Here is a 21,206-nt window from a genome sequence, read left to right as displayed (position 1 = left end):
CAAAGTAGTTGGCGTTGCCGCGACCCTCTGCAACTTCAAATACGAAGGATATAAATCATACCGTAAAACCGGAAAGAGATAAGGCGAGTTACCAAGAAGTGTGGAAAAGATTGCAAATCAATTAGTTTTAGAGGAATAAGACCCTATTGAGGTTGATAGCGATAGATATCCCCAGTAGCAGAACCCTGTACCCCATATTTGAGTAAGTAATCATTCAGCTTATTCATGCCAGTCCATCTATTTTCGCACCATAATGGCGCAAGCAATGTTGGCCGACGGGCACTTGCCGAGATGCGGTGGTAAACAATGTCGGCGGGCGTATGGCGGATCATTTCACCCGCCGTGACGATATACTCCTCCAGTGCCAGCTCGGGTAAACGCCCGGCCCGCCATGCTTTTGCCATGGTACTGCCTTCTACGATATGCAATGGATGCAGTTTCAGCCCGTCGACACCGGTCGCGACAACTTTCTCTAACGTTTCCATGCCCTGCGCCTGATTCTCTCCGGGCAGCCCAACAATTAAATGGCAGCAGACTTTCAAGCCTCTGGCGCGCGCGCGACGTGCTGTCTGTTGATAGCAGGCAAAGTCATGACCACGATTAATGCGTTTGAGGGTTTTATCATTCGCGGTCTGTAGCCCCAGCTCAAGCCAAACCTCATAACCTTGCTGATGATAGCTGCTGAGTAAATCCAGCACCGCATCCGGCACACAGTCTGGCCGGGTTCCGACACATAAACCGACAATGTCGGCTTCAGCCAAAGCCTGCTCATACATTGCCGCCAATGCATTCACTTCGGCATAAGTACTGGTATAGGCCTGAAAGTAAGCCAGATAGCGTTTGGCCCGATTAGTTTTCTTGGCCTGAGTAGCAAGCTGCTGAGCAATGCTCTGTTGCTGCATCTGTTCATCCGCAAAGGAGGCCACTTGGCAGAAAGTACAACCGCCGCGCCCCAGTGTTCCATCACGGTTAGGGCAGCTAAACCCGCCGTGTAGCGTGAGTTTATGAATTTTTTCACCGTAGCGGCGCTGTAAATCCGCACCAAACATATTGACTAATTGCTGCAACTGCATAATCTTATCGCTGCCTGTCAAAAAATATTTATTACCCAAAATAGTTGGAGTTACAGCAAAGCAGCAAACGAGTAAATCCCGCTGAGCAGACTTAAGTCAGTGATTCGGGTAAGTAAGCCGCTAACATCGCTGTAGCTTCAAGAAAGAGGGGTAAGCCTACCCGCCAACGATGTTGTGCGCGATGACAGAGATCAACTCCCATGCCCTTGGGTGCAACTTCGCATAACCATTCATTATAAATGCAAATAAAATCACTTGACCGATGATTAAATTTTCTTATTTCCACCAACCTCTTAGCGCTTCTATTACAATTCAGTGAAAAATAGTTTTAAACACCAAAAAATATAAAAAACCCAGCATGTAACTCCAACATCCCCGCCAGCACTAGCATGGTGCAGAGATTTGTCGATTGCACTATAGTGAGACAGCTCACATTTTAGCGCCTATCCTATGAAGTATCCAAGAGGGTAAAAACGACGATAATATTATATATTTCATAATGATAACCATCATTATTAGCTTAGAGATAGTTCTTAGGCCTATATTTGACCTGAGTATTCTTTCTCGCTAAGTTGGAGGTCCGCTGGAAGCTTTCTAGACGGGCAAACGTCTAGTCATAATTATGCAGTTATTTAAGACACCCTCTTAAAACAAGTCATATACCACTTGTGAGACCCGTCACGAGAGGTCATTGGCGGAGGGCGGAAAAGCAGATTTGCCGCGAAATACGCGCCTGTCAGCCCACCCGTCACCGTGAATTGTCCCTCGCAGTAGGTTGTGAGAGTCACGCAGAGCCTGGGGAGGTTCACTGATATGTTGTACGATAAATCCCAAGAGAAGGACAATTGCGGTTTTGGTCTCATCGCCCACATAGAAGGCGAACCAAGCCATAAAGTCGTGCGTACCGCCATACACGCACTGGCCCGCATGCAGCACCGTGGAGCAATACTCGCCGATGGTAAAACCGGCGATGGTTGTGGCCTACTATTACAAAAACCGGATCGCTTTTTCCGGATGGTCGCTGAAGAACGCGGATGGCGTTTGGCCAAAAACTATGCCGTAGGCATGATGTTTCTCAGTCAGGATGAAGAACTCGCCAAGGCAAGCCGCCGCATTGTAGAAGAAGAACTGCAAAACGAAACGCTGTCGATCATCGGTTGGCGTGAAGTGCCGACGAATCCTGATGTTCTTGGTGAAATCGCCCTCTCCTCCCTGCCTCGGATTGAACAAATTTTTGTGAACGCCCCTGCTGGCTGGCGTCCACGTGATATGGAACGCCGCCTGTTTGTGGCGCGTCGCCGTATCGAGAAGCGGATTGCAAACGACCAAGATTTCTACGTTTGTAGCTTCTCTAATCTGGTTACGATCTATAAAGGCTTATGTATGCCTGCGGATCTGCCACGCTTTTATCTCGATTTGGCTGACCTGCGCCTTGAATCGGCAATCTGCCTGTTCCACCAGCGCTTCTCAACCAACACAGTGCCACGCTGGCCACTGGCTCAACCGTTCCGCTATCTGGCACATAACGGCGAAATCAATACCATCGCCGGTAACCGCCAATGGGCACGGGCACGTGCTTACAAATTCAAAACGCCATTAATCCCCGATTTGCAGGATGCGGCTCCTTTCGTCAATGAGACCGGCTCTGACTCCAGTTCACTGGATAACATGCTGGAGCTGTTCCTCAGCGGCGGTATGGACCTGATTCGTGCCATGCGTCTGTTAGTGCCACCGGCTTGGCAGAACAACCCAGATATGGACACCGACCTGCGCGCCTTCTTTGATTTCAACTCCATGCATATGGAACCATGGGATGGCCCGGCCGGGATCGTGATGTCAGATGGCCGTTATGCTGCCTGTAACCTTGACCGTAATGGCTTGCGCCCTGCGCGCTACGTCATCACCAAAGATAAGCTGATCACCTGCGCCTCTGAAGTCGGTATCTGGGATTACCAGCCCGATGAAGTGGTAGAAAAAGGCCGTGTCGGGCCGGGTGAACTGATGGTAATTGATACTCGCAGCGGCAAGATCTTGCACTCCGCCGAAACCGATAACGATTTGAAAAGCCGCCACCCTTATAAAGAGTGGATGGAAAAGAACGTTAAGCGCTTGGTGCCGTTCGAAGATCTGCCAGAAGATCAGGTGGGTAGCCGCCAGCTAGATGATTCTCAGTTGGAAACCTATCAGAAACAGTTCGGTTACAGCAGTGAAGAGCTGGATCAGGTCATCCGCGTATTGGGTGAAATTGGTCAGGAAGCAACAGGCTCAATGGGCGATGATACCCCGTTCGCCGTGCTCTCCAGCGGCCCACGCATCATTTACGATTACTTCCGCCAGCAGTTTGCGCAGGTGACCAACCCGCCAATCGATCCGCTGCGTGAAGCGCATGTCATGTCACTGGCGACCAGTATTGGCCGCGAAATGAACGTGTTCTGTGAAGCTGAAGGTCAGGCGCACCGTCTGAGCTTTAAATCGCCAATTTTGCTATTCTCTGACTTCCAACAGCTAACCACGCTGGAAGGGGAACATTACCGCGCAGATCGCTTGGATCTGACTTTTGATCCGGCTGAAATTGATTTGGAGCAGGCGGTGCTGGCTCTGTGTGACGAAGCTGAGCGCAAAGTGCGTGATGGTGCCGTTATGCTGGTGCTGTCAGACCGTGCTATCGCCCCTAACCGCCTGCCAGTTCCAGCGCCAATGGCTGTCGGCGCGGTGCAGACCCGGTTGGTAGAAAAAAATCTGCGTTGCGATGCCAACATCATTGTTGAAACCGCTAGCGCCCGTGACCCACACCACTTCGCCGTATTGCTCGGCTTTGGTGCTACCGCGATTTATCCTTATTTAGCTTATGAATCATTGGCTAAATTAGTTGATAGCCAAGCGATTGATAAAAAGTATCGCGATGTGATGCTGAACTATCGTAACGGTATCAATAAAGGGCTGTACAAGATCATGTCCAAAATGGGCATCTCGACTGTGGCCTCGTACCGTTGCGCCAAACTGTTTGAAGCCGTTGGCCTGCATCGTGACCTGTCCAACCTCTGTTTCCAAGGGGTTGTCAGCCGCATCGGTGGGGCGAGTTTCAGTGATTTCCAACAGGATTTACAGAATCTCTCCAAACGCGCCTGGCTGAAACGTAAGCCACTGGATCAAGGCGGGTTACTGAAGTTTGTCCATAACGGCGAATACCATGCGTATAACCCAGATGTGGTCAGCAGCTTGCAAACTGCGGTTCACAGCGGCGAATACAGTGATTATCAAGTCTATGCCAAGCTGGTTAATGAGCGCCCGATTGCCACTCTGCGTGACTTACTGGCCATTAAACCTCAAGGCACGCCGATCCCTGTGGACCAGGTCGAGCCAGCGGAATCGCTGTTCACCCGCTTTGATACCGCCGCTATGTCTATTGGTGCATTGAGCCCGGAAGCTCACGAATCCTTAGCGATCGCGATGAACAGCCTCGGTGGGTTCTCAAACTCCGGTGAAGGTGGCGAAGATCCAGCACGTTACGGCACCAATAAGGTTTCCCGCATCAAGCAGGTTGCTTCTGGTCGTTTCGGGGTCACGCCAGCGTATCTGGTGAACGCCGATGTTATCCAGATCAAAGTCGCTCAAGGTGCGAAGCCCGGCGAAGGTGGTCAATTACCGGGTGATAAAGTCACGCCGTATATTGCCAAACTGCGCTATTCCGTGCCGGGTGTGACATTGATTTCCCCGCCGCCACACCATGATATTTACTCAATCGAAGACTTGGCACAGCTTATTTTCGACTTGAAACAGGTTAACCCGAAGGCGCTGATTTCGGTGAAACTGGTTTCTGAGCCAGGTGTCGGCACCATCGCCACCGGTGTGGCGAAAGCTTACGCCGACCTGATTACCATTGCCGGTTATGACGGCGGTACCGGTGCCAGCCCACTCTCTTCGGTGAAATATGCCGGTTGTCCGTGGGAACTGGGGCTGGTTGAAACGCAACAAGCACTGGTTGCCAACGGCCTGCGCCATAAAATCCGCCTGCAAGTGGATGGTGGCCTGAAAACTGGCGTTGATATTGTTAAAGCGGCCATTCTGGGGGCTGAAAGCTTCGGTTTTGGCACTGGCCCTATGGTGGCGCTGGGTTGTAAATACCTACGTATTTGCCACCTGAATAACTGTGCTACCGGTGTGGCAACTCAAGATGAAAAACTGCGTCGCGACCATTATCACGGCCTACCTGAGCGTGTGGTGAACTACTTCCAGTTTATCGCCCGTGAAACTCGTGAAATCATGGCTGAGCTGGGTGTTAGCCAACTGGTTGATTTGATTGGCCGTACTGACATGCTACTGGAGCTTGACGGGATCTCTGCCAAACAGAACAAACTGGACTTGTCGCCAATGCTGAAAACAGCTACGCCGCATCCGGGTAAAGCGTTGCATTGCACCGAAAGTAACCCTCCGTTCGATAAAGGCTTATTGAACAAAGAGTTGCTGGCACAAGCTGAGCCACATATTGAAGCCAAACACAGCAAGACGTTTTACTTCGATATTCGCAACACCGACCGCTCAGTGGGTGCCGCATTATCTGGCGCGATTGCCACTAAACATGGTGACCAAGGCATGGCAACGGACCCTATCAAAGCTTACTTCTCCGGGACTGCCGGTCAGAGCTTTGGGGTGTGGAATGCCGGTGGTGTCGAATTGACACTGACCGGTGATGCCAACGATTACGTCGGCAAAGGTATGGCCGGTGGCCGCATCGCGGTACGCCCTCCGGTAGGGTCTAACTTCCGCAGCCACGAAGCCAGCATTGTCGGCAACACCTGCCTGTATGGCGCCACTGGCGGTAAATTGTTTGCCGCAGGCCGTGCCGGTGAGCGTTTCGCAGTACGTAACTCCGGTGCTATCACGGTAGTTGAAGGTATCGGCGATAACGGCTGTGAATATATGACTGGCGGGATTGTCTGCGTATTGGGCCGCACCGGGATTAACTTCGGTGCCGGTATGACCGGTGGTTTCGCTTACGTCCTTGATGAAGATGGCGAATTCCGTAAACGTGTTAACCCTGAGCTGGTAGAGGTCTTGGATGTTGATCAACTGGCCATCCATGAAGAGCATCTGCGTGGGCTGATCACTGAGCATGTTCAGTTGACAGGTTCTAGCCGTGGCGAAGAAATTCTGGCTAACTGGCCAGAGTGGGTGACCAAGTTTGCTTTGGTTAAACCAAAATCCAGCGATGTGAAAGCACTGTTGGGCCACCGTAGCCGTTCCGCAGCTGAGCTGCGGGTTCAAGCGCAGTAAGGGGTTGAAATGAGTCAGAATGTTTATCAGTTTATCGACCTACAGCGCGTAGATCCGCCGAAAAAGCCGCTGAAGATCCGTAAAATTGAGTTTGTTGAAATTTACGAACCATTCTCGGAAACACAGGCGAAAGCACAGGCAGACCGCTGTCTGTCTTGCGGCAACCCTTACTGTGAATGGAAATGCCCGGTGCATAACTACATCCCTAACTGGCTGAAACTGGCCAATGAAGGACGGATTATGGAAGCGGCGGATCTGGCTCACCAGACCAACAGCTTGCCAGAAGTTTGTGGCCGGGTGTGCCCGCAAGACCGTCTGTGTGAAGGGTCTTGCACCCTGAACGACGAGTTTGGTGCCGTCACCATTGGTAACATTGAACGCTATATCAGTGACAAAGCCATCGAAATGGGCTGGAAACCTGATATGTCTCATGTTCACCCAACCGGTAAACGTGTCGCGGTCATTGGTGCTGGCCCTGCGGGGTTGGCCTGTGCCGACGTGTTAGCCCGTAACGGCGTACAAGCAGTGGTATTTGACCGTCATCCAGAGATTGGTGGCCTACTGACCTTTGGTATTCCGGCTTTTAAGCTGGAAAAAGAAGTGATGATTAAGCGCCGTAAAATCTTCTCCGAGATGGGCATTGAATTCCAGTTGAATACTGAAATTGGCAAAGATATCCAAATGGATGCGCTGCTTAAAGAGTATGACGCGGTGTTCCTCGGTGTCGGGACGTACCAATCAATGCGTGGTGGTCTGGAAAACGAAGATGCATCCGGTGTCTACGATGCTCTGCCATTCCTGATTGCCAATACCAAACAGTTGATGGGTTATGAAGCGGCTCCACACGAGCCTTATATCAGCATGCAAGGCAAGCGCGTGGTGGTACTTGGTGGTGGTGATACTGCAATGGACTGTGTGCGCTCCTCAATCCGTCAGGGGGCAACAGATGTGGTCTGTGCTTACCGTCGTGACGAGGTCAACATGCCGGGCTCTAAACGGGAAGTGAAAAACGCCCGTGAGGAAGGGGTCGAATTTAAATTCAACCTGCAACCGCTGAGCATCGAAGTCAACAGTAATGGCAAAGTCTGTGGTGTGAAGATGGTACGTACCCAATTGGGTGCACCTGATGCACAGGGCCGCAGCATGGCTGAACAGATCCCAGGTTCAGAACATGTGTTGCCAGCAGATGCAGTGGTTATGGCGTTTGGTTTCCGTCCACACAGCATGGAATGGTTAGCGGCTCACGACGTCGCACTGGATAAGCAAGGCCGTGTCGTTGCACCTGAGCGCACAGATAATGCTTTCCAGACCAGTAACCCAAAAATCTTTGCCGGTGGCGATATTGTCCGTGGCTCTGATTTAGTGGTAACGGCCATTGCTGAAGGCCGTAAAGCCGCAGAAGGCATCATGAATTATCTGGAAGTCTAAAAACCAGATTCTAGCAGAGACGCAAAATAATCAAGGGCTGGCTATCCAGCCCTTTTTACTACCTTTTTCCCCCGCATCGCCACTCCCATTCAAGATTTTGTAACAATCTCAATTCGGCTTAATTGCAGCATTTTATGCCTGAGGCGCTATAGTAAAGCCCGAGTTTATGTTTACTGATGTTTTTGGGCCTGCTTATCTGGCCCCACACAGCTATTTTTCCTATACGTTTATTACGCCTTGTTTTAAAGAAAGGATTATCTGTTATGAAATCTCACTTACTTTTCATGGCCGGCGGCTTGCTGGCTATTAGCGGCAGCACATTTGCGATGTCTCTAAATTATCAAGAAGTTGGCTACAATATTGAAGCGCGTGGCGCACGCGCAGTTGTCGCCGAGCTGGCTCGGGCCGGGCAACTACCCGCAGTAGAGAATAATATTAAGCTGGGTGATGATAACTGGATTGCTATGGCCCCTAAACTGGCCGATGGTGGAAATGCGAGCTTCACCGCGGGTGTAAAATCAGCTCTCTCTTCCGCGCTGATTTATAACCCGGCCGCAGTACTCAAAGCAGTCAGTGACAGTAAGACATTAACACTGTCAGAAATTTGTACCGCACCGGCTGATGCCAAAGACAGTGCCGCTAAAGCTAGCTTCCAGCAACGCGCTTCCCATACCTTATCGACGATTAGAAATAGCGACATGATGAGCCAGCGTGATAGCTGCCTGGCGGAATTGAAAAAGATAGGTTGAGTGGCAGGTTAGGTAGAAATGATAAGGGCGGCCAATGCCGCCCTTTGGGTATATCGTTTTTTGCCCGAAACGAAGGCGATTACTTCACAACCCGTAATGCCGGACGACCACCACTGCGTGGCGGTTGCGGCGGCTCATCATCAGGAGAGTGACCTTCGCCCTCTGGTGCCTGAGTATCATCCGTTACCAATGTCAGGCTTTCAGTCGACGCAGTTTCGCTACCTTCCTCTTCTATGCCAACAAAATTACCATCAGCATCAGAATCGTAAGCTTCTTCAGGCTCAAACATTGTGCCCGAACCGTTCTCGCGCGCATAGATTGCCATCACCGCACCCATAGGTACGGTAACCTGACGGGGAACTCCACCAAAACGGGCATTGAAGCTCACGCCATCATTACCCAGTTCCAGATTACCCACTGCACGCGGTGCCACATTCAATACAATTTGCCCATCACGAGCAAACTCCATCGGCACCGAAACACCTGGCCGGGTAACATCCACCACCAGATGCGGAGTCAGTTGATTATCAATCAACCACTCATAGAATGCGCGCAACAGATAAGGGCGGCGCGGAGACATATCAGACATCTCCATAACAATTAACCCCGAGTTTTCAGATGCATTTCACGTTCAGCTTCAGTCAGAGAAGCCAAGAATGCATCACGTTCAAACACACGGGTCATATAGCCTTTCAGCTCTTTAGAACCCGCGCCAGTGAACTCAATACCTAACACCGGCAAACGCCACAACAGCGGAGCCAGGTAGCAATCGACCAGACTGAACTCTTCGCTCATAAAGAAAGGCATTTCGTTAAATACCGGCGCGATAGACAACAGCTCTTCACGCAACTGCTTACGTGCCGCATCAGCTTCTTGCGCGTTGCCTTGCTCGATTTTGTGTAGCAGAGAGTACCAATCCTGCTCAATGCGGTTCATCATCAAACGGCTGCTACCACGAGCAACAGGGTATACCGGCATCAATGGCGGGTGAGGAAAACGCTCATCCAGGTATTCCATGATGATGCGGGATTCATACAGCGTCAGCTCGCGATCAACCAAAGTAGGGACGGTACGGTAAGGATTGAGGTCAATCAGGTCCTGCGGCAGATTATCAGCTTCAACCTGCTCAATCTCAACACTGACACCTTTTTCCGCCAGTACGATACGTACTTGATGGCTAAAAATGTCGGTCGGGCCGGAAAACAGCGTCATTACCGAACGTTTGTTGGCAGCGACAGCCATGAAAACCTCCAAGATTATCTAGAAAACAATGCGAATAGCCCACGATGACGTTGCTATCCTGAGTCGTTTTACCGCCGGTTCGCAATCTCGACAGCTGTTGCCGTAAATAAGCCTTGGTCGAGAGAATAATTCAGCCAGGGAGATACACGGACGCCAACAGTTCGCCGAACAGGCACAAAAGTGGATGATAGTTTACCAGATTTTGCATGTTTTGTGGGGATGGCGCTGCGATTTCGTGATCAATTGTCTATCAGACAACAGTTTAGCGATAAAAATAATGTGTATAAAATGGTGGAAAGTTGTTTTTCAGGCATAAAAAAACCCGGTGAGACACCGGGTTTTTACCATTAATCTGATGCCGTAAAGGCAAAAAATTAACGTTTGGAGAACTGTGGACGACGACGTGCTTTACGCAGACCCACTTTCTTACGCTCAACTTCACGCGCATCACGCGTTACGAAGCCAGCTTTACGCAGTTCACCACGCAGAGACTCGTCATATTCCATCAGTGCACGGGTGATACCGTGACGGATAGCGCCAGCCTGACCTGAAATACCACCACCTTTAACAGTGATGTACATGTCAAACTTGGTAACCATGTCTACCAGTTCCAACGGTTGGTTAACTACCATGCGGGCAGTTTCACGACCGAAGTAAACTTCGAGGCTACGTTGGTTAATAACGATTTTACCGCTACCCGGCTTAAGAAAAACGCGTGCAGCAGAACTTTTGCGGCGACCAGTGCCGTAGTATTGATTTTCAGCCATTGCCATAATCCCGATTAAATGTCCAGAACTTGCGGTTGCTGCGCCGCATGATTGTGCTCAGTACCAGCGTAAACTTTAAGTTTACGATACATTGCACGGCCCAGCGGACCCTTCGGCAGCATGCCTTTAACCGCGATTTCAATCACACGCTCAGGACTGCGGGCAATCATCTCTTCAAAGGTCGCTTGTTTGATACCACCGATGTGACCGGTGTGACGGTAATAAATCTTGTCTGTACGCTTGTTACCGGTTACGGCAACTTTTTCTGCGTTCAGAACGATGATGTAATCACCAGTATCAACGTGCGGGGTGTATTCCGCTTTATGCTTGCCGCGTAGGCGACTAGCCAGTTCAGTAGCGAGGCGACCCAAGGTCTTACCATTCGCGTCAACAACATACCAGTCGCGTTTTACAGTTTCTGGTTTAGCTGTGAAAGTTTTCATTATAAAAGCTTACCCAATTAATAAGTTACACGTTGGTGAACACCCAAACGTTCAAAAACAGTTGAGGCTCACACGACCATCAGTCCAGCAAACCTACCCCTTCGAATAGCCAATGCTGGCACTATCAAAGTTTTTGGGAAAAAAAAACTTTGTTGTAACGTGGGGTCGCAAGATTATAGAGAAGTCGACGTTAAAGATCGAACTGTTTTTGACGAGAAAGGTATAAATTAAACATGTTAAGTAAGGGCGAAGGACGATCGCCCACAACAGAGTAGCATTTTAGCAGGTAAAAAGTGAATAACAGCAGTGCAGATATCCTTACGGCAAATGCGGTAAAGACAGATATTCTTCGCTCTGCATCTCTTGTAGTCGCGATAAACAGCGCTGATATTCAAATTTAAGGCGCTCACCGCAATAAATCTCAAACATTGATGTTTCAGCAGCAATAATCAGTTTTACCCGCCGCTCATAAAACTCATCGACTAATGCCAGAAAACGCCGCGCAGTATTCTCATCTTTTGTCGCCATCCGGTGAACATTGTGCAGCAATACCGTGTGATAGAGCTTGGAGAGCGCAATATAATCCAGTTGGCTGCGTGCCTCTTCACATAGCGTATGGAAATCAACCGCCAGAACCCCCTGTGCCGAGCAAATAGCTGGCAAGGGGCGGTGATTAACCTCCAGCACCGGAGCCTGTTCCCCCTCTTTACCCGCCAGTTTGACGAAGATCTCCTCCATGGCATGCTCAGTTTGCGGACTTAACGGTGTCAGATAAAGATTGGCCTGAGTTAAGGTGCGTAAGCGGTAGTCGATTCCGGCATCAACATTCATCACATCACAATATTGCTTAATCAGCGCAATGGCGGGTAGGAAGCGAGCTCGCTGCAAACCGTTATGGTACAAATCATCCGGCGGGATGTTGGATGTGGCTACCAATGTGATACCGCGGGCAAAGAGTGCTTCCAGCAATGTTGCCAGCAGCATGGCGTCAGTGATGTCTGAAACAAAGAATTCATCAAAACACAGCACATCGGTCTGTTCCTTGAAGCCATCAGCAATAATTTCTAATGGATCTTCATGACCTTGCAACGCCATCAACTCTTGCTGTACCCGCAACATAAAGCGATGAAAGTGCAGACGAAGTTTGCGCTCACCCGGCAAGCTGTGGAAAAACATATCCATCAGCCAGGTTTTACCGCGCCCAACTCCCCCCCACATATATAAGCCCTGGGCCGGTCGTATTGACACTCGTGGTGCCGGACGCCCCAACAAACGCCCCAAACGCCCGCGCAGACCAGCGCTGGCCGGTGGCGTATTCTGGCGTTGATTCAACTCTTGATAAAGAGTGTCCAGCCGCGCTACGGTACGACGCTGCACATCATCGGGTTGGTAGTCGCCGGCATCAAGTGCCTGCTGGTAAAGTGCTATAGGTGAACTAGGTTGCATGTTTATCAACAATCCCTGATAAAATAGTTATCTACTTTTGGCTGCGCTTTCTTGCTGATTTATCGGACAATCGCAGCATTTACCGACTCTGATATTGCGGAAAAAGCCTGATAACCATAGGCAAAGTTGTATCAGGATTCCACTCGGACAAGGTTAACGGTTATAGTGGGTATTATTAAGTGAAAAAGTCCTGCTGAACAATGAAGTCAAAAAAGGAGTCATCATGACCTGGGAGTATGCGCTTATTGGGTTGGTTGTTGGTGTTGTGATTGGCGCGGTAGCTATGCGCTTTGGCAACCGCAAATTGCGTCAGCAGCAAGTGCTGCAAAATGAGCTGGAGAAGAGCAAAGCAGATCTGGAAGAGTATCGCCAGGAACTGGTTGGGCATTTTGCCCGCAGTGCTGAGTTGTTGGATAACATGGCTCGCGACTATCGTCAGCTTTATCAGCATATGGCGAAGAGCTCTAATAACTTACTGCCGGACTTGCCGTTGCAGGATAACCCGTTCCGCTACCGTCTGTCTGAATCTGAAGCGGATAATGATCAAGCGCCGGTTAAAATGCCACCTCGGGACTATTCTGAAGGGGCATCCGGTTTGTTGCGCCCGGAGCATCAGACTCGCGACTAAACACATACCTATCATGCTGACTACGGTAGAGCGACGCTCTATCGTGCTCAGCACATTTACACTTCTATACTTACCTCTCCTTGAATTGCTTTATCGCGGCCCTTATATCAAGCGATATCTTAGGATGCTTATTTTTAGAACAGCAGTAGCCTTTTGAAATAAGTGAATTTTTCAGCTAATTCAGAGTCTGAATTTACAACGGGCCTGTAACAGCCATTCACCCTATTCATTCACCGTTAGGTATTGAGAGAGTTTAAATCAATGAAGAAAAAGTCATTATTTCTTAGTGCGCTGGCAATGAGTGTCGGCTTAGGTCTCGCATCTGTTCCTATGGTGAACGCAGCAGCGCTGCCTACAGCCGTGGCCGGGCAATCAGTCCCTAGCTTGGCTCCGATGCTGGAAAAAGTCTTGCCTGCGGTTGTCAGCGTTCACGTCTCTGGTACTCAAGCCCAGCAGCAACGCTTGCCGGAAGAGTTCAAATTCTTCTTTGGCCCGAATGCACCAACCGGCAAAGAGAGCAACCGTCCGTTTGAAGGTTTGGGTTCTGGCGTCATTATTAACGCCGAAAAAGGTTATGTGCTGACGAACAATCACGTTATCAATAACGCAGATAAAATTCGTGTTCAGCTCAATGATGGCCGTGAATATGATGCCAAATTGCTTGGTCGTGATGAACAAACCGATATCGCGTTATTACAGCTGACCGATGCCAAAAATCTGACCGCTATCAAAATGGCAGACTCAGATAACCTGCGGGTCGGCGATTTTGCTGTTGCCGTAGGTAACCCATTTGGTCTGGGACAAACCGCCACCTCCGGTATTATTTCAGCACTGGGGCGCAGTGGCCTGAATCTGGAAGGGTTAGAGAACTTTATCCAGACCGATGCCTCCATCAACCGGGGTAACTCTGGTGGTGCTTTGGTTAACCTGAATGGCGAATTAATCGGGATTAATACTGCAATTCTGGCCCCGGGTGGCGGCAACATCGGTATCGGCTTCGCCATTCCAAGTAATATGGCGCAAAACCTTAGCCAGCAGTTGATTGAGTTTGGTGAAGTGAAACGCGGTCTGCTGGGTATCCGTGGTAGTGAAATGACTGCGGATATGGCGAAAGCCTTTAATATTGATGCCCAACGTGGTGCTTTTGTCAGCGAAGTATTGCCAAAATCAGCAGCATCTAAAGCAGGTATTAAAGCTGGCGACGTGCTGGTTTCCGTCGATGGTAAAGCTATCAGCAGCTTTGCTGAATTGCGCGCCAAAGTCGGGACTACCGGTCCGGGTAAAGCGATTAAAGTTGGCTTACTCCGTGATGGCAAGCCACTTGAAGTCACTGTAACGCTAGAGAACAGCAGCCCAACTTCAACCAGCGCTGATACTTTGTCGCCATCATTGCAGGGCGCGTCCCTGAGCAATGGCGAAATCAAAGGTGGCAGTAAAGGGGTTAAAGTTGAGAGCGTGACAAAAGGCTCACCTGCTGCACAATCTGGCTTACAGAAAGACGATGTGATTATCGCCGTAAACCGGGTACGAGTGCAGGATATCGCGGAGCTGCGTAAAGCTATCGAAGCTAAACCTGCCGTGATTGCGCTGAATATTGTGCGCGGTGAAGAGAATATTTACCTGTTAATCCGCTAATTTGCAGAAAAATCGGACACAGCACAATGCTGTGTCCGCCAAACTCATGCTATCCTCGCGTTATCTATTCATTCATGCCTTAAACTTCATGTTTCTTAAGCTATTGCGTTCTATTATTTTGGGGCTAATTGTCGCCGGTATTTTGCTGGTCGCCATGCCTATGCTCCGTAGCCCGGGTCACTTTTTTTCCGGCAACGCCAATAGTGTCGATGAAGAGACTCCTGCCAGTTACAATCAGGCGGTGCGCAGGGCGGCTCCGGCGGTTGTTAACGTCTACAACCGTAGCCTAAGTCCCAATCAGGAAGGGTTAGCCATTCGAACATTGGGTTCTGGCGTAATCATGAGTGATAAGGGCTATATCCTGACGAACAAGCACGTTATCAATAATGCTGAACAGATCATTGTGGCATTACAAAATGGCCGCATCTCTGAAGCATTGCTGGTCGGCTCGGATAATTTGACTGATTTAGCGGTGTTGAAAATCGATGCAGTTAATCTACCAGTCATTCCCATCAATATTAATCGTACCCCCCATATTGGCGACGTTGTTCTGGCAATCGGCAACCCTTACAACCTCGGGCAAACCGTGACTCAGGGGATTATCAGTGCCACTGGGCGTATTGGTTTGAGTGATTCCGGGCGGCAAAACTTCCTCCAGACCGATGCCTCAATCAACCAAGGTAACTCTGGTGGCGCATTGGTAAACACCTTGGGTGAGCTGATGGGGATTAACACGTTATCCTTTGATAAAAGCAGCAACGGTGAAACACCGGAAGGTATTGGTTTTGCTATTCCGACCGCACTTGCCACCAAAGTGATGGAAAAGCTGATTCGTGATGGGCGAGTCATTCGTGGCTATATCGGTATTACCGGTGAGGAATATCCACCATTCAATGCTAGCGGCAATGGTGGTGATCGAATTCATGGCATTAAAGTGAATAAAATATCCCCCAACGGTCCAGCCGCGCATGCTGATTTGCAAGTGGGTGACATTATTCTCAGTGTGAATAACAAGCCTGCGACATCTGTGATAGAAACCATGGACCAAGTGGCAGAAATTCGCCCAGGAACTACGATTCCGGTGCTGTTACTGCGCAATGGTCAGCAAATCACTGCACAAATTACTATTACCGAATTAGATCAAAATGAAGTTCTTGGTCAGCAGCCCGCACAGTAACCGCGCTGTTTTGCTGAGTGATAAATTCACGGTTAAAAATACTTTCACTACCAACATAAAAAATGCCAGCTCGAACATATCGGCTGGCATTTTTTACATATTCAGCGAGTTACACACCAAAATCATGAGTAAGGGGCGGTTATTCGCCTTTTACACGCTCAATTTTAGCACCTAACGCACGCAGTTTATCTTCGATACGTTCATAACCACGATCGATGTGATAAATACGGTCAACAATAGTTACCCCGTCAGCGATACAGCCAGCTAATACCAAACTGGCAGAAGCTCGCAGATCAGTTGCCATCACCTGAGCACCAGACAACTGCTCAACACCATAGCAAATCACGGTATTGCTCTCGATTTCTGCGTGTGCGCCCATACGAATCAGCTCTGGCACATGCATAAAGCGGTTTTCAAAGATAGTTTCAGTGATAACACCGGTGCCTTCAGCCACCAAATTCAATAAGCTGAATTGCGCCTGCATATCGGTCGGGAAACCAGGGTGCGGTGCGGTGCGCAGGGTGACAGCTTTAGGACGCTGGCCATGCATATCCAGACTGATCCAATCTTCACCGATTTCTATATCCGCACCTGCTTCGCGCAGCTTAGCCAGTACAGCATCCAGCGTATCTGGGCGAGTCTGACGACACACCACTTTACCGCCAGAAATCGCCGCAGCAACCAGGAAAGTACCGGTTTCAATACGGTCAGGCAGCACACGATAGACACCACCACCTAAGCGGGCAACCCCCTCGATGGTAATACGGTCAGTCCCGGCGCCGGTGATTTTGGCACCCAGAGTGTTCAGGAAGTTAGCTGTATCGACAATTTCTGGCTCACGAGCGGCGTTTTCAATTACCGTGGTACCTTCAGCCAAAGTTGCCGCACTCATAATGGTCACTGTTGCGCCAACACTGACTTTATCCATCACGATATGCGCAGCTTTCAGACGACCATTAACGGAAGCTTTAACGTAGCCTTCTTCCAGCTTGATTTCTGCACCCAGCTGTTCCAAACCCGTGATGTGCAAATCAACCGGACGTGCGCCGATAGCACAGCCGCCCGGTAAAGAGACTTGCCCTTTACCAAAACGAGCAACCAGCGGCCCCAAAGCCCAAATAGAAGCACGCATGGTTTTCACCAAGTCATAAGGCGCACAAAATTCATGCACACCGCTGGCATCAACAAAAACAGAGCCTGAAGCATCACGCTCAATTTTAGTGCCTAATTGGCTAAGCAATTTAATCGTGGTATCAATGTCTTTTAGCTGTGGGACATTTTGCAACTCTACCGGTTCTTCGGCCAACAACGCCGCGAACAATATAGGCAATGCGGCGTTTTTCGCTCCGGAAATAGTGACTTCACCGCTCAGGCGAGTCCGCCCCTGCACACGAAACTTATCCATTGTGACCACTCTCTGTTGTCAATTCGAATTCACTGCCCGCCTTCGTAACTGCCTATCAACCCGCTAAAAACGGGCCTGAAGACAATTCTGGAGCCAACAGCATTAAAAGCCGTTTAGTTTGCGATCCCGCTGCCACTCTTGTGGCGTATAGGCCTTAATGGATAAGGCATGAATGCGGTTATCAGCGATATATTCCATCAAAGGCGCATACACAGCTTGCTGTTTTTTCACCCGGCTCATATCAGCGAATAGCTCACCCACAGCAATCACCTGAAAGTGGCTGCCGTCACCGGTAACATGCGCTTCTTGTAATGCTAATGCTTGCATCAGCACATCTTTAATTTCGTTGGTATCCATAAGATTCATTCTATTTTAAGAGGATAGTAATCAGCTTCACATATTAGTGGAATACGGCTTTCTCTGAAACTAAAGAAAAGCCCCTGTTTTGCTATTACGCACAGGGGCTTGAAAACTTTAGCTTTTTAAAAACTTAGTCTTTTGCTTTGGCAATAAACGACACAAAAGAGAGCCGGCTTAAATCCAATGGCTATATGTTGGCTGTTTTCATTGAGGCAACTGTTTCCACCGGAATGATTTGCCGAAGATTATACAGCTCTATCAAGGTTGACAGTCGATCACTGACACCGGTAATGGTGAGTGAGACTCCCTGCTTGCTGCGCAGCTCACGAAAATGAACCAGCAGTGCCAGGCCGGATGAGTCGACACGCTGTAATTGGCTGACATCAATATGTGTTTTGCCTGCCAACAAAGTTTCTCGCTGTTGCCACAGAGGCAACAGGGTTTCGCGGTCTAATTCACCTTGCAGTACCAGCGTTTCCTGCTGTGACTGCCAGCTCAGTTCACCTGATATAATATTCATCATTACTGTTTATCTAATGTGATTGGCTGTTTCGCAGCAATCAGCAGTTGCTGAGTTAAGCCATCAACCCCTTTCTGACGCAGGATAGAAGCCCACTCATTCTGCTTGGTGCTGATCATGCTGACCCCTTCGGCAATCATGTCATAGGCCTGCCATGCACCCGTTTGACTGTTCTTACGCCATTGGAAATCCAAACGTACTGGCGGGCGACCATTCGGGTCAAAGATAGTGACGCGAATAGCGACAATATTGGCATCACCCAGCGGTTGGTCTGGTGCGACGTCATAAGTTTGGCCGTGGTACAACGCCAATGCCTGACCATAGGCTTGCTCCAGATATTGGCTGAATGCATTGAAATACGCCTCGCGCTGTGCAGGCGTTGCCGCTTTGTAGTAGCTCCCCAGAACCAGCGCCCCAGCATACTTAATCTGGACAAACGGCAGCAGCTCTTCACGTACGATAGTGCGTAAATAGTCGGGATTCTGCTTAATTTTCGGCTGTTCGGTTTTCAGGCGCGTAAATGTTCTTTGCGCTGCTTCATCCATCAGACGGTATGGATTGGTTTGATCGACAGCATTTGCCAATGGTGCAACCACCAGCAACGCGACCATAAGTAAACGTTTAAACATTCGATACCCTCTTAAGGATGTTGAGTTGCAGGCAAGCTACCCGTTGCTGCCGGTGCGGGTGCCGCAACCGTTGGTGCTGCAGGTTCACTCGCAGGTGCATCAGAATTACCATTACCGTCGCTTTTGTACAAGAACTGGCCGATAAGGTCTTCCAGAACCAATGCAGATTTGGTGTCTTGAATCACGCCACCATCTTTTAAAATACTGGTGCCCATATCTGGATCTTCAAAACCGACATTCAACGCCAGGAACTGCTCACCCAATAAGCCGGAAGTGCGCACCGCTAATGAACTGGTGTCCGGAATATGGTTATAACGTTGCTGAATATCTATTGCCACTCGTGGGCTGTAATTTTGGGTGTCCAAGGTTATTTCTGCCACCCGGCCCACCACAACACCACCAATTTTCACCGGAGAATTGGTTTTCAAGCCACCAATATTGTCAAAGTTTGCATAAATCCGGTAAGTCGGCTGGTTGCCCACTGATTTAATATCCGCAACTTTCAAGCAGAGGAATACCACTGCCAGAATAGCGATCAGTATAAACGCGCCTACCCAGACTTCACTTTTCTTCGTTTGCATCGACTCAGTTCCCAAACATCAGTGCTGTCAGCACAAAATCTAATCCCAATACCGCCAGTGACGAATGCACGACAGTACGGGTCGTTGCCCGGCTAATCCCTTCAGATGTTGGGATCGCATCATAACCATTGAACAGCGCAATCCAGGTCACGGTAATAGCAAATACCAAGCTCTTAATTAGGCAGTTCAGTAAATCTGTGCGCCACTCTACGGCACTTTGCATGGCTGACCAGAAGAAGCCGCCATCAATTCCTTTCCAATCAACACCCACCACAGAACCGCCCCAGATACCCACGGCGACAAAAATAGCGGTCAATAATGGCATGCTGATAAGACCGGCCCAGAACCGAGGCGCAACCACACGCCGCAGAGGATCTATAGCCATCATCTCCAGACTGGAAATCTGCTCAGTGGCTTTCATCAGCCCAATCTCTGCCGTCAGGGCTGAACCGGCACGCCCCGCAAATAACAGCGCCGTGACAACCGGCCCGAGCTCACGCAGCAGTGATAGAGAAACCATCATGCCAAGGCTGGCTTCTGCACTGTAGGTCGTTAGAATCAAAAAGCCCTGTAATCCCAGAACCATGCCGATAAACAGACCAGAGACCACGATAATCAATAGGGATTGCACCCCAACGCTATACAGCTGCTTGAGCAGTAATGGCCATTGTTTTCGTGGTTCAGGCCGCCCGACCAGCGCATTAAACAGCATTAAACCTGCGCGACCAAAGGATGCGCAGACATTAATGCCCTTGCGCCCTAAAGACGCTAACGCCTGTACTAACATGAAGACTCCATCACTTTGCGTCTAACAATTCAGTTTTATAATCCCCGGCCGGGAAACGGAAAGGCACCGGCCCGTCGGCAATACCATCGAGGAACTGACGTACCCGCATATCATCGTTGGCTTGCAACTGCTCAGGTGTTCCTTCAGCAATAACATGTTGGTCGGCAACAATATAAGCATAATCAGCAATACTGAGTACTTCAGGCACATCATGGGATACCACCACACAGGTGACACCCAGTGCATGATTCAGCTCATCAATCAGTTTGACCAAGACCCCCATGGTGATAGGGTCCTGACCGACAAACGGCTCGTCAAACATAATCAATTCAGGATCAAGAGCAATTGCCCGCGCCAATGCCGCACGACGAGCCATACCGCCGGAAAGTTCGGCTGGCATCAAGTTGGCCGCACCACGTAGCCCAACGGCTTCTAACTTCATCATCACCGTGCTGTGCAGCAACTCCTCCGGTAAGCGACTATGCTCACGTAATGGAAAAGCCACGTTCTCAAACACAGTTAAATCGGTAAATAACGCGCCAGATTGAAACAGCATGCTCATTTTCTTGCGCACATCATACAAACGCTGGCGCGAAAGCGTTGGAATATTATCACCATCGAACCAGATTTCACCGGCATCGGGTGTCAGTTGCCCGCCAATCAGGCGCAACAATGTGGTTTTACCAATCCCCGATGGCCCCATAATCGCGGTAACTTTGCCACGCGGGACTGTCATGTTGATATCGGCGAATATCGGACGCTCACCACGGGTAAAACTCATCCCACGGATCTCTATTAAATTCGGCGCCAGTTGGTTCATTATCATTCGTCCCTTAGGCCTTTTTTTACTCATATAACCGCCAATGCTACAGCAAATAGCGGTAACGAGCGCAATTGGGAAGTATTTTGGCAACTTATTAACGCTTTTTCGTAGCCAAAGTTGCCATAAGTTTTACTTTTCTGGCACTCACAGTCAAAATTAGGGTGTAACTAAAAAAGAGCGTAAAGCGTTTTCAGTGATGTTGACCAACGGATCGGGATTATACCTAATAAAGGACTCTG

General features: G+C 49.5%; 19 protein-coding genes. 6 read left to right on the top strand and 13 right to left on the bottom strand.

What is annotated here, in order from left to right; all coding sequences use genetic code 11:
- Positions 1–143: 143 nt before the first annotated feature.
- Positions 144–1,073, bottom strand: a complete 930-nt coding sequence (gene mnmL, locus N0H69_RS05500) for a tRNA modification radical SAM protein MnmL/YtqA (protein ID WP_050110986.1) — start codon at positions 1,071–1,073, stop codon at positions 144–146.
- 813 nt (positions 1,074–1,886) lie between these two features.
- Between mnmL and gltB the strand changes: the two genes are divergently transcribed.
- The 3 genes from gltB (at position 1,887) to N0H69_RS05485 (ending at position 8,524) form a co-directional block, all read left to right on the top strand.
- The gene (gene gltB, locus N0H69_RS05495; protein ID WP_050110987.1) at positions 1,887–6,347 is read left to right on the top strand and encodes a glutamate synthase large subunit; all 4,461 of its coding nucleotides are present in this window, start codon (positions 1,887–1,889) and stop codon (positions 6,345–6,347) included.
- A 9-nt stretch (positions 6,348–6,356) separates the two neighbouring features.
- Entirely contained in the window at positions 6,357–7,775 is a 1,419-nt protein-coding gene (locus N0H69_RS05490; RefSeq protein WP_050110988.1) for a glutamate synthase small subunit, read from the top strand.
- A gap of 263 nt (positions 7,776–8,038) precedes the next feature.
- Complete coding sequence (locus N0H69_RS05485) at positions 8,039–8,524, top strand: hypothetical protein (RefSeq protein ID WP_050110989.1); 486 nt, start codon at positions 8,039–8,041, stop codon at positions 8,522–8,524.
- 79 nt (positions 8,525–8,603) lie between these two features.
- On the opposite strand, the gene sspB is transcribed toward N0H69_RS05485, so the two are convergent.
- The 5 genes from sspB to zapE all read right to left on the bottom strand — a co-directional run bounded on the left by sspB (position 8,604) and on the right by zapE (position 12,422).
- Positions 8,604–9,119, bottom strand: a complete 516-nt coding sequence (sspB, locus tag N0H69_RS05480; protein WP_050110990.1) for a ClpXP protease specificity-enhancing factor — start codon at positions 9,117–9,119, stop codon at positions 8,604–8,606.
- Between the two features lie 5 nt (positions 9,120–9,124).
- Positions 9,125–9,766: a stringent starvation protein SspA gene (sspA, locus tag N0H69_RS05475; protein WP_004714928.1), complete on the bottom strand. Its 642-nt coding sequence runs from the start codon at positions 9,764–9,766 to the stop codon at positions 9,125–9,127.
- Between the two features lie 374 nt (positions 9,767–10,140).
- Positions 10,141–10,533 (bottom strand): 30S ribosomal protein S9, encoded by a 393-nt coding sequence (gene rpsI, locus N0H69_RS05470; RefSeq protein WP_005162424.1) that lies wholly within the window; start codon positions 10,531–10,533, stop codon positions 10,141–10,143.
- Between the two features lie 14 nt (positions 10,534–10,547).
- A complete protein-coding gene (gene rplM, locus N0H69_RS05465; protein ID WP_004710905.1) occupies positions 10,548–10,976 on the bottom strand; it encodes a 50S ribosomal protein L13 in 429 nt (142 codons plus the stop codon).
- A gap of 318 nt (positions 10,977–11,294) precedes the next feature.
- Positions 11,295–12,422, bottom strand: a complete 1,128-nt coding sequence (gene zapE, locus N0H69_RS05460) for a cell division protein ZapE (protein ID WP_050145797.1) — start codon at positions 12,420–12,422, stop codon at positions 11,295–11,297.
- A gap of 223 nt (positions 12,423–12,645) precedes the next feature.
- On the opposite strand from zapE, the gene zapG reads away from it, so the two are divergent.
- The 3 genes from zapG to degS all read left to right on the top strand — a co-directional run bounded on the left by zapG (position 12,646) and on the right by degS (position 15,862).
- Positions 12,646–13,050, top strand: a complete 405-nt coding sequence (zapG, locus tag N0H69_RS05455; protein WP_050110992.1) for a Z-ring associated protein ZapG — start codon at positions 12,646–12,648, stop codon at positions 13,048–13,050.
- A gap of 261 nt (positions 13,051–13,311) precedes the next feature.
- Positions 13,312–14,685 carry a serine endoprotease DegQ gene (degQ, locus tag N0H69_RS05450; RefSeq protein ID WP_050110993.1) on the top strand — a complete coding sequence of 458 codons (1,374 nt, stop codon included), beginning with the start codon at positions 13,312–13,314 and terminating at the stop codon, positions 14,683–14,685.
- An 88-nt stretch (positions 14,686–14,773) separates the two neighbouring features.
- Positions 14,774–15,862, top strand: coding sequence for an outer membrane-stress sensor serine endopeptidase DegS (gene degS, locus N0H69_RS05445; RefSeq protein ID WP_050134374.1), 1,089 nt, complete (start codon positions 14,774–14,776; stop codon positions 15,860–15,862).
- Positions 15,863–16,001: 139 nt separating this feature from the next.
- Here degS and murA read toward each other — a convergent pair whose 3' ends face one another.
- The 7 genes from murA to mlaF form a co-directional block, all read right to left on the bottom strand.
- Positions 16,002–17,267: a UDP-N-acetylglucosamine 1-carboxyvinyltransferase gene (gene murA, locus N0H69_RS05440; RefSeq protein ID WP_050110994.1), complete on the bottom strand. Its 1,266-nt coding sequence runs from the start codon at positions 17,265–17,267 to the stop codon at positions 16,002–16,004.
- A 102-nt stretch (positions 17,268–17,369) separates the two neighbouring features.
- Entirely contained in the window at positions 17,370–17,624 is a 255-nt protein-coding gene (gene ibaG / locus N0H69_RS05435; protein WP_004710915.1) for a BolA family iron metabolism protein IbaG, read from the bottom strand.
- Positions 17,625–17,814: 190 nt separating this feature from the next.
- A complete protein-coding gene (gene mlaB / locus N0H69_RS05430) occupies positions 17,815–18,138 on the bottom strand; it encodes a lipid asymmetry maintenance protein MlaB (protein WP_050111003.1) in 324 nt (107 codons plus the stop codon).
- An 11-nt stretch (positions 18,139–18,149) separates the two neighbouring features.
- Positions 18,150–18,776: a phospholipid-binding protein MlaC gene (mlaC, locus tag N0H69_RS05425; protein WP_050110995.1), complete on the bottom strand. Its 627-nt coding sequence runs from the start codon at positions 18,774–18,776 to the stop codon at positions 18,150–18,152.
- Between the two features lie 11 nt (positions 18,777–18,787).
- The gene (mlaD, locus tag N0H69_RS05420; RefSeq protein ID WP_050123233.1) at positions 18,788–19,357 is read right to left on the bottom strand and encodes an outer membrane lipid asymmetry maintenance protein MlaD; all 570 of its coding nucleotides are present in this window, start codon (positions 19,355–19,357) and stop codon (positions 18,788–18,790) included.
- 4 nt (positions 19,358–19,361) lie between these two features.
- Entirely contained in the window at positions 19,362–20,144 is a 783-nt protein-coding gene (gene mlaE / locus N0H69_RS05415) for a lipid asymmetry maintenance ABC transporter permease subunit MlaE (RefSeq protein WP_032911543.1), read from the bottom strand.
- Positions 20,145–20,154: 10 nt separating this feature from the next.
- A complete protein-coding gene (mlaF, locus tag N0H69_RS05410; protein WP_050110997.1) occupies positions 20,155–20,964 on the bottom strand; it encodes a phospholipid ABC transporter ATP-binding protein MlaF in 810 nt (269 codons plus the stop codon).
- Positions 20,965–21,206: the final 242 nt, after the last annotated feature.

Origin of the sequence: Yersinia alsatica (assembly GCF_025133195.1) — a bacterium.
Classification (GTDB): domain Bacteria; phylum Pseudomonadota; class Gammaproteobacteria; order Enterobacterales; family Enterobacteriaceae; genus Yersinia; species Yersinia alsatica.
This window is presented reverse-complemented; position numbering and strand designations above follow the sequence as displayed.